General features: G+C 64.5%; 14 protein-coding genes. 6 read left to right on the forward strand and 8 right to left on the reverse strand.

Translation table 11 applies throughout. The features are described 5' to 3' along the window. The first annotated feature begins 6 nt into the window (after positions 1 to 6). Both AC59GX_RS04380 and AC59GX_RS04385 read left to right on the forward strand, forming a co-directional pair. Positions 7 to 663: a response regulator transcription factor gene (locus AC59GX_RS04380; protein WP_497301042.1), complete on the forward strand. Its 657-nt coding sequence runs from the start codon at positions 7 to 9 to the stop codon at positions 661 to 663. A gap of 170 nt (positions 664 to 833) precedes the next feature. After that, positions 834 to 1,118 (forward strand): response regulator, encoded by a 285-nt coding sequence (locus AC59GX_RS04385; RefSeq protein ID WP_497301342.1) that lies wholly within the window; start codon positions 834 to 836, stop codon positions 1,116 to 1,118. On the opposite strand, the gene AC59GX_RS04390 is transcribed toward AC59GX_RS04385, so the two are convergent. Further along, positions 1,024 to 2,682, reverse strand: a complete 1,659-nt coding sequence (locus AC59GX_RS04390; protein ID WP_497301044.1) for a sensor histidine kinase — start codon at positions 2,680 to 2,682, stop codon at positions 1,024 to 1,026. The genes AC59GX_RS04385 and AC59GX_RS04390 overlap by 95 nt on opposite strands. Positions 2,683 to 2,985: 303 nt before the next feature. Here AC59GX_RS04390 and AC59GX_RS04395 point away from each other — a divergent pair, with 303 nt between their 5' ends. Beyond that, positions 2,986 to 3,612: a hydrolase gene (locus tag AC59GX_RS04395; protein WP_497301045.1), complete on the forward strand. Its 627-nt coding sequence runs from the start codon at positions 2,986 to 2,988 to the stop codon at positions 3,610 to 3,612. Between the two features lie 9 nt (positions 3,613 to 3,621). Beyond that, a complete protein-coding gene (locus AC59GX_RS04400; RefSeq protein WP_187503632.1) occupies positions 3,622 to 4,095 on the forward strand; it encodes a MaoC family dehydratase in 474 nt (157 codons plus the stop codon). Between the two features lie 341 nt (positions 4,096 to 4,436). On the opposite strand, the gene AC59GX_RS04405 is transcribed toward AC59GX_RS04400, so the two are convergent. After that, entirely contained in the window at positions 4,437 to 5,003 is a 567-nt protein-coding gene (locus tag AC59GX_RS04405) for a carboxymuconolactone decarboxylase family protein (protein ID WP_497301047.1), read from the reverse strand. Between the two features lie 143 nt (positions 5,004 to 5,146). Here AC59GX_RS04405 and AC59GX_RS04410 point away from each other — a divergent pair, with 143 nt between their 5' ends. Further along, positions 5,147 to 5,809, forward strand: coding sequence for a sulfite oxidase-like oxidoreductase (locus AC59GX_RS04410; RefSeq protein ID WP_497301049.1), 663 nt, complete (start codon positions 5,147 to 5,149; stop codon positions 5,807 to 5,809). A 92-nt stretch (positions 5,810 to 5,901) separates the two neighbouring features. Here AC59GX_RS04410 and AC59GX_RS04415 read toward each other — a convergent pair whose 3' ends face one another. The 6 genes from AC59GX_RS04415 to AC59GX_RS04440 form a co-directional block, all read right to left on the reverse strand. Beyond that, positions 5,902 to 7,026 (reverse strand): NADH:flavin oxidoreductase/NADH oxidase, encoded by a 1,125-nt coding sequence (locus AC59GX_RS04415; protein WP_497301050.1) that lies wholly within the window; start codon positions 7,024 to 7,026, stop codon positions 5,902 to 5,904. A 55-nt stretch (positions 7,027 to 7,081) separates the two neighbouring features. Then, positions 7,082 to 8,098, reverse strand: coding sequence for an LLM class flavin-dependent oxidoreductase (locus tag AC59GX_RS04420; protein ID WP_497301051.1), 1,017 nt, complete (start codon positions 8,096 to 8,098; stop codon positions 7,082 to 7,084). A 69-nt stretch (positions 8,099 to 8,167) separates the two neighbouring features. Next, entirely contained in the window at positions 8,168 to 8,323 is a 156-nt protein-coding gene (locus tag AC59GX_RS04425; protein ID WP_497301053.1) for a hypothetical protein, read from the reverse strand. Between the two features lie 67 nt (positions 8,324 to 8,390). Continuing rightward, positions 8,391 to 9,374: an MBL fold metallo-hydrolase gene (locus AC59GX_RS04430; RefSeq protein ID WP_497301054.1), complete on the reverse strand. Its 984-nt coding sequence runs from the start codon at positions 9,372 to 9,374 to the stop codon at positions 8,391 to 8,393. A gap of 8 nt (positions 9,375 to 9,382) precedes the next feature. Continuing rightward, the gene (locus AC59GX_RS04435) at positions 9,383 to 10,195 is read right to left on the reverse strand and encodes an alpha/beta fold hydrolase (RefSeq protein ID WP_497301055.1); all 813 of its coding nucleotides are present in this window, start codon (positions 10,193 to 10,195) and stop codon (positions 9,383 to 9,385) included. Between the two features lie 358 nt (positions 10,196 to 10,553). After that, positions 10,554 to 11,252 carry a pirin family protein gene (locus AC59GX_RS04440; RefSeq protein WP_497301056.1) on the reverse strand — a complete coding sequence of 233 codons (699 nt, stop codon included), beginning with the start codon at positions 11,250 to 11,252 and terminating at the stop codon, positions 10,554 to 10,556. A gap of 115 nt (positions 11,253 to 11,367) precedes the next feature. Between AC59GX_RS04440 and AC59GX_RS04445 the strand changes: the two genes are divergently transcribed. Beyond that, a complete protein-coding gene (locus AC59GX_RS04445; protein ID WP_497301057.1) occupies positions 11,368 to 12,297 on the forward strand; it encodes a LysR family transcriptional regulator in 930 nt (309 codons plus the stop codon). Positions 12,298 to 12,667: the final 370 nt, after the last annotated feature.

The following is a 12,667-nucleotide window of genomic DNA, read 5'->3' on the forward strand; positions in this document are numbered from 1 at the left end:
CGCGAGATGTACGACACGACCGAAGCACTGGTCATCATCGTCGATGACGACGAGCTCGTCCGCGGAGCCTTGGACAGCCTGTTCCGATCGGTGGGATTGAAGACCATCTGCTACGGCAGTGCAGCGGAGGTCCTCAACGCACCGCTTCCAAAAACGCTCTGCTGTCTGGTGGTGGACGTCAGAATGCCGGGCATCGGCGGGTTCGAGTTCCAGGAGACGCTTGCGTCGAGGGGCGCCGACATTCCGATCATCTTCATGACGGGGCACGGGGACATCCCCATGAGCGTCAAGGCGATGAAGGCGGGAGCCGTCGACTTCCTGGCCAAACCCGTGCGGGACCAGGACATCCTCGATGCGGTGAACGCCGCCCTGGCGCGAGGCCGCGATCAGATTTCCGCTGCGGAGGATACGGCAGCCGTGAGAACCCGGCACGATTCACTGACCCCGAGGGAGACCGAAGTCATGGCCGGCGTGGTTCGCGGTCTGCTCAACAAGCAGGTCGGGGGTGAGCTGGGCATAGCCGAGATCACGGTGAAGATGCACAGGGCGAACGTCATGAAGAAGATGGGCGTCCGGACCGTCGCGGATCTTGTTCGGCTAGCCGAAGTCCTTTCGAAGACAGGGGTCGAGAGCGGTGCCAGTTCCTACGGCGCGGCTAGGTAAGCTATCCTGACATAGACGCTTGTATAGGCTTACTTTTGCCGGACCACTGGTTAGTAGGCATCGTCGCCCCATTCGGGCGCATGAGAGGTACGCCGTTGCACCATGCCAATATTGCGGTCGTGGATGACAACGATCTGGTCCGAGGAGCCGTCTCGAGCCTTCTTAGATCGATGGGCCATCGGACCCACGTGTTCGATTGCGGCGACGCCTTTCTATCCTCGGGCGTCGTGGTCGATTGCGTGCTCACCGACCTGCAGATGCCGGGCCGTTCGGGCCTTGCCGTCGCTGCCGAACTGGCGAGCCACGATCGTCCTCCCAGGATCATCCTGATGACGGCCCATGCGGATCCCACCCTTGCGTCTAGATGCGAGAAACTCGGATTTGCGGCTCTTCTCGAGAAACCTCTGGACTCGAAACTACTGATAGCCGCGGTGGAAAAGGCGATCCGCCGCTAGCGCTTCGACCTATCGGAAATTTCAGCAGCACGGATGCCCCGCCCTGATCGGTGGTACCGAGTTCGATCGCCCCGTCGAGGCTCTCCATGGTCGCCTTGCAGATCGAAAGACCCAGGCCCATTCCCTCGGCCTTAGTCGTGTAGAAGGTCTGGAACGCGCTGTCCCGGTCGATGTCCCAGCCCGGCCCGTTGTCCTCTACCGCAATGATCGCGTGCGTCGCCGTACGCCGCACGCAGAGCGTCACCACGCGGTCGGCGGCACGCATCAGATGCATCGCCTGTATGGCGTTGGTGACGAGGTTCACGAGCAGCTGCTTGAGCAGGATGGGGTCCGCCTCACAGACCGCCGGATCAGCTTCGGGTTCCAGGACGATCCTGGCGGAACCCTCGGTCGCGCCCCGTTCGAACAACGAGGCGGCCTCGCGGATTACGTCGTTCAGATCGACGGGCTGAGTCTCCGTCCGCGCGTTCCCGACCAGCGCACGGACCCGCTGAACGACCTGTCCCGCATGATCGACCGCTGCAACCAAGCCCTTCAACGCGGCATCGACCTCGTCGATGGCGGGCGGGTCGCGACGGAGCCAACGGCACGCTGCATCGGTATATCCGCTGATGGCGGCGAGCGGCTGATTGATCTCGTGAGCGATGGACGCAGTCATCGCGCCGAGTGCGCTCGCCCGCTGGACCCGGGCGAGATCGGCACGGGTCCGGGCCATCTGCGTCTCCAGCCGCTTCCGTTGGCTGACGTCAAGAACGCTGCCGGGAACGCGGGCAAGAGGCCCAGTGCCCGACAGGCTGAACATCACGATCACGTCAATCGGATCGCCGCGTCGCGGCTGAACCATCGTCTCGGCTATGAACAGCGCGCGGCGCTCATCGATCGCGATCAGGCACTCCGCGAACGTATCGTCCGTCTCCGGCAGGAAGTCGCTCAGATGCGAGAAGAACTCGGTTGGGGACTGCACCCCCATCATCGTCATGGCGGTTGCGTTCACGTCGGTTATCCGCACCATCCGGCGCGCTTCGGCGACGAACGACGGGTTGTCGGCGATGTAGCGGCGAAGATCGACGACGCCACGCGAGCGCAGTTCCGAAAGCGTGGCCTGCACGGTCGTGAAGTCGTGTTCCCAGATCCCGATGGCGAGCTCGTTGAAGATTGACCTGTAGCGTGACTCGCTGATCTCCATTGCGGCATAGACAGCTTTGCCTCTGAGCAGCAGGATCGTGGTCACTGCGTTGGCCAGCAGGCTGATGACGAGCCTGGACGCTGCCGTCATCTCCGGCGCGCGCCCGTGGACGATCGCGAAGGCGAGCAGCGTCAGCACCGCGCATGCCACGGACCATGTGATGATGGTGCGGCGACCGACGGCTTCCGTGCCCACCATCAAGAGCGTCATCACGTAGAGCGTTGCAATCGCGCCGGGCAGGGTCGTGAGCGCGTCCAGCGCGAAGATGACGGCGGTCAGAGCAACCGGCAGTCCGGCGCGCGCAAGGTGCGACCAGCGGACGGGTGGACCATCGCCCGACGATCGAACCGACGCGAGATCAGATGCGTTCGTTGCCATTGCGTAATTATACGCGCTTCGCGACAGGAGCATCAGCCCCGGACGGGGTGAAGTCGGTACCCCCGAAAGGGGGGTGGCAGCGCATTGGTGCAGGAGCATTCGCCGGCAGGGCGGGCGTTTCATCATGACGGTCGATCGGTTACCTGCGCTCCTGCTGCCGGCGGAAGATCATTTTCAACAGAGCCGGTCGCTTCGGCGCCGTTCGATGCAGCCGATGTCCGCCAGGTCCAAATCGCGCGGAGCAACGCCAAGAACGCCGGTTCCTGATCGGCCATTGTCTCGTCATCAACATGGAGACGGATCATGGCGGACAATGCACTCCTGACCCCCGCGGACTGCGCGGTGGTCTTGGTAGACGAACAGGCCGGGCTCGCCTTCGCCGCAGGTTCGGCGGACCGACAGGTTCTTCGGAGCAACGCCGTCGCACTCGCCCGGACTGCCGTAGCATTCGACATTCCCGTCGTTGCGAGCACGTCGGCGTCGAAAGTGTACAGCGGGCCGCTCATGCCGCCGCTGCGCGCCGTGCTGCCCGACGTCACGCCGATCGAGCGACGGAACATGAACCTCTGGGAGGACCAGGCAGTACGATCGGCGATCGAGGCGACAGGCCGTAAGGTCCTCGTAGTCGCCGGTCTTCTGACCGAGGCATGCGTGAGCTTTCCGGTCCTTTCAGCCTTGGCGGAAGGACGCCGCGTCCACGTGGTTGCGGATGCGTGCGGCGGACTGACCACTGCGAGCCACGAGGCGGCGCTTGTCCGGATGCAGCAGGCGGGGGCGATCATGACGTCCTGGCTGCAGTTCCTGCTGGAGATGCAACGGGACTGGACGCGGCACGAGACCTACGAGACCGCCCGTTCGATCGTCGTCGATCACGGCGGCGGGTACGGCATCGGCCTCGACTACGCTCGCGACATGATCAAGCCAAGCTGAGGATAGACAATGAGCTTCACATTCGACGCCACCGACTGGCAGATCGTTCCGGCCCGCTCCTTCGACGACCTGAAGGTAGGCGAGATATTCCGCGCACCGAGCCGGACTTTGACGGACGCGCATGCGTCCGCCTTCCAGGCGGTCTCCTGCGACAACCATCCGATCCATTACGACGTCGGCTACGCGAAACGCTACGGTCATCCCGCACCCGTCGTGCACGGTCTGCAGGTCCTCGCGTTCACGGCACCCGGAGCGACGCTTCTGCCCCACAACTTCGGCGCGATATTCATCGCCTTCACCGAGCTTTCGGCGAAGTTCCTCGTCGAGGTCCACGCCGGGGACACCCTCTACTCAGCACTCGAGATCGTCGATCTCAAGCCGCTGGACGGCAAGGGCGAGGTGACGACGAACGTCACGATCCACAATCAGGACGGGGCGCTCGTCCTGTCCGGGATGCACAAGTACCTCCTCCGCACCGGTTGACGCGGCAGGTCGTGCACGAGCGAGGTGCGGGTTCCCCACCTCGCTCGTAACGCGACCCGTAAAGTTGCCGACACCGCGATCAATTGCGGCTGAGCAGGACGCACGCCTTAATTGATCAGGATGATCCAAGCCACGCTCGACAGCGCGGCCTAGCCTTCAACATCAACGGCCGACGCCCGCTGCGCGATGCAACGATCCCACGGCGGCCTTCGGGGAGGCGTGCAATGAGGGTACGGCGTCAGCCTACCGGAGGCTTGGATGATCCGAACCTAATCTTTGCCCGGGTCCCGAAAGCGGCATCCGATCCGTTCCACCGTGGGCATTCTTAGCTGCGGCCGGCCCTAGTCCTGCGGCACCGGGACGTCGAAGCCGTTCAAGGTCATCGATACGAAGCAGTAGTGACCGACCAGGTAGATCAACTCGTTCGTTCCGGCTTGACCGAAGCGGGCGAGGGCGCGTTCGTAGAGTGGAGCGGGAAGGGGGCCGCCGCGGAGCAACCCCTTCGCAACGTCGTGCGCGGTCGCCTCGTCGTCGTCGAGATCGTCTGGACGTTCGCCTGCAGCAAGCGCCGCGATGCGGCGATCCGTCATCGCATGCTTGGCCCGCGCGACGGCGGAATGGGCGTAGATCTCATACGCGGCGCCGAAATGCGCGCCTGTCGCGATGATCGCCACCTGCCGCGCGGCGTCGGGAATGCGCTTCGCCTTGGTCAAGGCCTGCGTCGATCCCCAGAATGCAGCGCCGAGTTCGGGATCGTGAAGCCAAGCGTTCCATGGGCCGAGCATGGCGCCGTCGTCGCGCGTCGTCGTGAAGTCTTGGAACTTCGCCGACACGCCAGCGGCCATCTGATCGAACAGGGGCCGTTGCGCATCGGTGAGATCCGACGGAGCTATTGGGGGCAGACGCATTGTTGACTCCTCATGCAGGTCGGGTCGAGACTTAGGACCACGACCGGACACGGCAACCCGCGGGGGTCGCATTGCGTCAGGTCTGCACATACGGCGTCGGTTTCGTGCAAGCGGAGGCTACCTGCCGGCAGCACGGAGGTTGCATGGAAGACGAACCCGAAGCCACGCCGCCGGAAAGCGGGTTCACCCTTCGCAAGATCGATCGCGCGAAGGCGCATACGTCTTCGAAGCCGCCGACGCCGGCGCAGCGCGTCGAACGACTGCCGCCGGGGCAGCACCTGACGACGAAATGGCCCGTGCTCGATCTCGGCGTGGAACCCGCCATCCGACATGAGGAATGGACGCTCAGCATCGAGGGCAGTTCGAAGGGCGGGGTGAGCCTGACGTGGCACGACTTCCTGGACCTTCCCCAGACCGCCATCCGTTCGGACATCCATTGCGTCACGGCATGGTCGCGGTACGACAACGATTGGGACGGCATCGCGACCACCGACCTGCTTGCAGCCTACCCGCCGCTTTCGGACCGCACCCACGTCGTGCTCGGCTCGAGTGACGGCTACACGACGAACCTCGCGCTAGCCGACTTCGCTCACCATCAGGCGATGCTCGCGCATTCCTGGGCCGGTGACCTGCTCACGCGTGAACACGGCGGGCCGGTTCGCGCGGTCGTTCCCCATCTCTATCTCTGGAAGAGCGCCAAATGGCTTCGTTCCATACGCTACGTGACCGAGGATGAGCCCGGGTATTGGGAGACGAGGGGCTATCACAACCGTGGCGATCCTTGGGCCGAGGAACGATACGGCTGACGAACCTGCCTACTCCGTGGCGCCTTCGAGATCGGCGGCTCCAAAAGTGCGTACCTCAGGCGCGCAGTCGCTTCAGATGCGAGCCGCCGGCTTCAGGGTTTCGGGTCGGCCTCCCCCGCCGTCTGGAAGAGATCGCGGTATCGGCGCGGCTGGCACCGAAGATACTGATCGGGCGCCTTCACGCTCGCGCCCAGATGGGCCGCCGCGTGCCATGGCCAGCGCGGATCGTAGAGCATCGCACGTGCCAGCGCGACCATGTCCGCGTCACCGGTTCCGATGATCGCTTCCGCTTGTTCGAACTCGGTGATCAGACCCACGGCGACCACGGGCATCGATACGACGGCTTCCTTAACGGCTCGTGCGAACGGCACCTGGTAGTTCGGTCCGAGGGGGATCTGCTGGCCAGGATCGAGCCCGCCGCTCGATATGTGGACTGCGTCGCATCCCCGCCTCTCCAGCGCCTTGGCGAAAGCGACGGTCTGCTCGATGTCCCAACCCCCTTCGACCCAGTCCGAGCCGGAGATGCGCACGGTTACCGGCCTGTCGCTCGGAAACGCGTCTCGCACGGCATCGAAGACGTCGAGGGGGAATTTCATCCGGTTGGCTAGGTCGCCACCGTATTCATCAGTGCGGTGGTTGGACAACGGAGAGAGGAACTGATGCAGCAGGTAGCCGTGCGCCGCATGGAGCTGGACCGCGTCCAGTCCCAGCCTCGCAGCCCGCCGTGCCGCGTCGACGAACCCGCCGAGGATTCGCCTCATGGCCCTGTGATCAAGTTCGACCGGAGCATCCCTCCGATCATCCAGAGGCAACGGCGACGGCGCCAGCGTCTGCCAGCCATTGATCCGGTCGGCCGGAATCTGCCCGCCGCCCTTCCAGGGCACTTCCGTCGAAGCCTTCCGCCCGGCGTGGGACAACTGGATTGAGATGGGCATGTCCGACCACTTGCGAACGCTCTCAAGCGTGCGCGCCATAGCGGCCTCGGTGGCATCGTCCCAAAGTCCGACGTCGGCGTAGCTTATCCGTCCCGCAGGCTCGATGGCCGTGGCTTCGATCGTGAGCAGGCCCGCGCCCGAAAGGGCGAGCCCTCCGAGATGGATGGTGTGCCAATCGGTCATCTGGCCATCTACCGCCGAATACTGGCACATCGGTGCGATCACGATCCTGTTCGGCAGACGAAGTCCGCCGACGGACAGGGGTTGGAATAGCTTTGCCACGGATGATCCTAACGTCTCTATCGGTTCGAACTGGTGCCGGCGGTTCCGGCCTCGCTCAACGCCATCCGAGCGCTGGCGCGACGTCGTGCAGGACCGCCTCGATCACGTGGGCGCAGTAGTCCACGCCCAGTTGATTGGGCACAGTCAGCAAGAGCGTGTCGGCCTCGGCGATCGCCTCGTCCGCGCGCAACTCCTCGATGAGCGCGTCGGGAGCCGCCGCGTAGGAGCGCCCGAAGATGGCGCGCATGTCGTCGATGACGCCTCTCTGGTCGCCGGCGTCCCCCTGTCCAAAGTAAGACCGGTCCCTGTCGTCCATGAGGGGGAAGATGGACCGCGATACCGAGACGCGCGGCTGCCATGCATGTCCGGCTTCGTCCCATGCGCGTCGGTAGCGGCGGATTTGATCGGCCTGTTGGACATGGAACGGCTCTCCGGTCTCGTCGGCCTTGAGCGTGGAGCTCTGGAGGTTCATTCCCTGCTCCGCTGCCCAAAGCGCGGTCGCGTTCGAGGCCGAGCCCCACCAGATGCGCCTGCGCAGACCGTCGGCGTGCGGCTCAAGACGAAGCAGACCCGGCGGATTGGGAAACATTGGACGAGGGTTCGGCTGCGCGAAGCCCTCGCCCTTCAGGAGATCGAGGAAAACCTCCGCATGAGCGCGGCCCATGTCCGCATCGGTCTGTCCTTCCGTGGGAGCATAGCCGAAGTGGCGCCAGCCCTCGACGACCTGCTCCGGCGATCCCCGGCTGATACCAATCTGCAGCCGGCCACCGCTGATGAGATCGGCCGCGCCGGCGTCCTCGATCATATAGAAGGGGTTCTCGTACCGCATGTCGATCACGCCGGTGCCGATCTCGATACTCTTCGTCCTAGCGCCGACCGCCGCCAGCAGGGGAAAGGGCGAGGCGAGCTGTTGGGCGAAATGATGGACCCTGAAGTAGGCACCGTCGGCGCCGAGATCCTCGGCAGCCACCGCGAGATCGATGGACTGGAGAAGCGTGTCGCCCGCCGAGCGCGTCGCGGACTGCAGCGAGGGCGACCAGTGGCCGAACGATAGGAATCCGATCTTCTTCATGTCACGTCCTTATCTATCTTCGGTTCGGAGCGTCCGATCCCACGTAGGAAGCGGATGCCCGCGTCCGCATCAGAAGGGCTTGCCACCGAGACGCGCCGCCGTGAGTTCGAGAGCCATCGAGACATTGGCCGCGATAACGTGCTCGCCGATCGCGTCCGCCTGGGTCAGCGTGTCCGCCAACAACTGGCGAATCGTCTCAAGCAGTCTGATGGTTTCCGTGTTCATCGGGATCCTCTCTCGGCCGCCAGCCGGCTGTTGGTCCTGCCTCGGACACGGACGCCGGCAACGCTTCTCAGCGGTTCAAGGTGTAGTTGGCCGGTATCCACCGGTATTCGCCCGCGCTTCCGCCTGCTGTCCGGACATGGCCGATCCCAGGGAAGGATATGTGCGCGCCGGCCACCCACCAACCCTTGCTGGACGCTAGTGCAAGCGCGTGCTCGCGAGCCTTGATCGCAAGCGGGACGTTCCAGTCGTACTCGATCGCGATCTTCGGATCGGGAACCTGGACCGGCAGCATGTGGACGGTGTCGCCCCAGAACAGCATCGCCTGACCACCGTCTTCGAGAAGATAGTAATGGTGCCCCGGAGTATGTCCCGGCGCCGCGATGGGCGTTAGGCCGGGAAGCAGCGCCGTCTCGTCGGCGTATGGCTTGAAGCGGCCGGCGGCGATGTACGGCGCGACGACCTTCTGGATGGCCGGGAAAAACGGCTTGAGAAGTGCGCCGACCTTGGCTTGGTTGGCGTTGTCGAGCCAGAAGTCCGAGTCGAGCTTCGACACGTGGACGATCGCGTTGGCGAAGACCGGCTTGCCGTCGATCATGAGGCCCCCAGCGTGGTCCTCGTGCAGATGGGTGATGAAGATGTCGTCGACCTCGTCGGGCGTGTAGCCGGCCGCCCTGATGGCAGCAACGAGGCCGCCGCCGTCCTTGCCGTAGAGATTGCCGGCGCCTGTATCGATCAGGACGAGCTTGTCGCCCATGTTGACCAGGAACGCGTTGATCATCCCTTCGAACGGCGAACTGAGGTCCTGTCTGCCGAGCAGCTGGTTGACCTGTCCGGGCTTCGCACCGACCGCCAGCTTCTCAGCCGGGAACGGATGCGTCCCGTCGAGAAGGGCGGTCACCTCGAAGCGGCCGATGTGCATCCTGTAGTAGCCGGGTGCCTGTCCGCCCACGGCCGCGGCGGACGCGAAGGCGGGGGTGACCGGCGTGACCACCATCGCCGGCGTTAGGAGCGCCGCAAGGAGCGGGATGATCCCGATCGTGCGGTCAGACACCCGGGCAATCACTTCGCTGTGCCCTTCGTCACGAATGCGACCGCGTCCTCGATGACGGCGGCGACTTCCTTCGGATGCGAGAGAAGCGAGACGTGGCTCGACTGAAGCACGGTCGTCTTGGCCTTCATCTCGGCGGCGAGATCACGCTCCATCTGAGGCGCGATGACCCGGTCGTTCGCCGAGACGACGAACCACGACGGGACCGTGCGCCACGCGGGAACGGTGACCTTGTCCCCGAAGGTGCTGGCCGCGAGCGCGCCTTGGGTAACGAACATCGTCCGCGCTTCGGCCCGCGGCAGATCTGCGGCAAAGTTGTCGAGCATGCCCTGCTCGGTCTGACGCAGGAAGCCGTGACCGTCGTCCCAGACGGTCCCGAGAGCGGGCGTCTTCGGATAGGCGGCCACGAGATCGCCGCCGGACTGGCCTTCCTTGTTGGCGAAGGCCGCCACGTAGACCAGAGCCTTGACCTTGGGGTCGGTGCCCGCCTCAGTGATGACCGTGCCGGCCCAGCTGTGTCCGACGAGGACGACGGGGCCAGTCGCATCGGCCAGGACGCGCTTCGTGGCGATGACGTCGTCGGCGAGCGACGTCAGCGGGTTCTGAACGCCGAGCACCTTGATGCCCTTGGCTTGCAGAAGGGGAATGACCTTCGACCAGCTCGATCCATCTGCCCATGCACCGTGCACGAGTACCACGGTGACCTCCGACGCGGCGGGAGTGGCTTCTGCGGATGCGGCCGGGCGGGCCGGTTCGGCTACCGCCGCTGACAACGGCAGCAGGGTACCGATGAGCATCGTCGATGCGGCTAGTAGGGACTTCATCTCGTTTTTCCTTCAGGCTTGTATGACCTCAGGGGAAATGGACCGGACCGTCGCGCCGTGATTGTCGAATCGACGGACGAGTTGGCCGAAGCGCGCGTTGCCCGCCTCTGTCGAAGCCATCCCGCCGGCTTGCCATCCAGAGGGACCGCAGCGCCATGATACGCACGCCGGATGCTGACCGCCGCGATCTTGGTGACGCCAAGCGGCTGAGCCGGTCGATGCCGGTAGGGCCGTGGCGCCCGCGATCCGATGTCTCACGGCTGGCACCACCCCTACCGCGGTATTCTGGACCTGAAGCTGGCGTCGGCCAGATTGCGCAACGGAGCGCCGCCGATCGTTTCCGATCGGCGGCGACGGTTCACGCCGCGTCGACCAGGACGACTTCGCTGTCCATGATCGCCATGACGCGAAGCGTTTCCTCGTCCTTGATCGCTGCGCCGTCGCGTTCGTTGACCCGCTGGCCGTTTACCTCGACCGCGCCGGATGCAGGAACGAGGTAGCCGCGGCGGTTCGCACCGAGCGTATATTCGGCCGTTTCGCCGGCCTTCAGCGTAGCGCCCACGACCCTGGCGTCGGTACGGATGGGCAGTACGTCCGCGTCGTTGTCGAAGCCGCTTGCAAGGACGACGAACTGGCCGGAGCGGGCGCCCTTCGGAAATGGCTTGGCTCCCCAGGCGGGCTTCTCGCCTCTACGGCTGGGTTCGATCCAGATCTGGAAGATCTTCGTCGTCACGTCCTCGTCGTTGTATTCTGAATGGGCGATGCCCGTCCCTGCAGACATGACCTGGACGTCGCCCGCTTCGGTCCTTCCCTTGTTCCCGAGGTTGTCCTCGTGCGTGATAGCGCCTTCGCGGACGTAGGTGATGATCTCCATGTCGCGGTGCGGATGAGGTGGAAACCCCGCCTTCGGCGCGATCGCGTCATCGTTCCAAACCCGCAGCGAACCCCAGTCCATGCGGTCGGGATCGTAATAGCTCGCGAAGCTGAAGTGATGCTTGGCGTCCAGCCAGCCGTGGTTGGCGCCGCCGAGTTTCGCAAATGGTCGAACGTCGATCATCGAATGTCTCCTTGTGTAGCGAGGACGATCGATCCGCGCTGAGAACCGGAGATAGGGAGCATCGACTTTTCTGATCAGGGCGATAATGTCGCACGGATCATACAGGAAAGTTGATATGTCGAACCCTGGCAACCCTACCTACGAGCAGCTTCGTACGTTTCTGGCGGTCGTCGATCAGGGTAGCTTCGCGGGGGCTGCGCGGCATCTGAACCGAGCCGTGTCGGTGGTCAGCTACGGCATAGCGAACCTTGAGGCGCAACTGGGCGTGCTGCTCTTCGATCGCGAAGGCACACGCAAGCCGAAGCTGACGGACGCGGGGCGTGCCGTTCTGGCGGAGGCTCGAACGATCGGTCAGGGCTTCGACGGGCTGCGGGCGAAGGTCAAGGGACTGCTCGACGGACTCGAAGCCGAGGTGAACCTCGCCGTCGACGTGATGCTGCCGGCGTCGCGGCTCGGTTCGGTGCTCCGAGCATTCAACGTGGAATTCCCGACCGTCAGCCTGCGCCTTCACGTCGAAGCACTGGGCGCGGTGGCTTCCCTGGTTCTCGATCGCAGCGCGGTCCTCGGCATCTCCGGACCCCTGGCAGCAGGGGTGGACGAACTGGACCGGCTTCCAGCCGGTTCCGTCACCATGGTACCGGTGGCTGCTCCCGACCATCCGCTTGCCCGAATGACGACTCCTCAATTGGGCAGCGGCCGAGGTCACATACAGCTCGTACTGACGGACCGGTCTCCCCTTACCCAGGGGAGGGACTTCTCGGTACTGAGCGCACGGACCTGGCGGCTCGCAGATCTCGGCGCGAAGCACTCTCTGCTCCGCGAAGGGATCGGTTGGGGCAACATGCCGCTGGGCATGGTCGAAGCCGACCTTATGGCGGGAACCCTGGTCCGGCTGCGCATGCCGGATCATCTCGGCGGGACCTACCGTTTCGCCGGGGTGTGGCGCCGCGACGCTCCCCCGGGACCTGCCGCATCCTGGCTGCTGGACCAGTTCGTCGAACTCGGTCGCTCGGATGTAGAACTACCCGGACTAAGCGACATCTGACCGCGGCTCGGCCGAGACACCTACGTCTTGGCGATCGCCGCAGCGCCCGGCGAACGAGGTCGTGGGTCGAACGCAGGCAGCGTCTTCTGAGATCGGCCGAACCACGGGTCCTTGCCCTGGGCGGCCGCGCTACTCTTGCTCGTCCGTACGAACGGATGCTGATCGAACCCTCGCGACATCTCTCTCGTCGCAGGAGGTCAGAGCCGTTTTCGCGTATTTGCAGCGGGATCGTACAAAACCGCTGCAGCGAACGCCGCTAGACGATCTGTGAACCGGCGTCGCAGGTGATGGGAGTGCGCATGCTCTAATCACGACGCCTGGGGCGATGCATATGACTACCGAGCCGGCGAATTGGCCGCGATGAGGTCTT

This window comes from Sphingomonas sp. 320_CC (genome assembly GCF_059691795.1).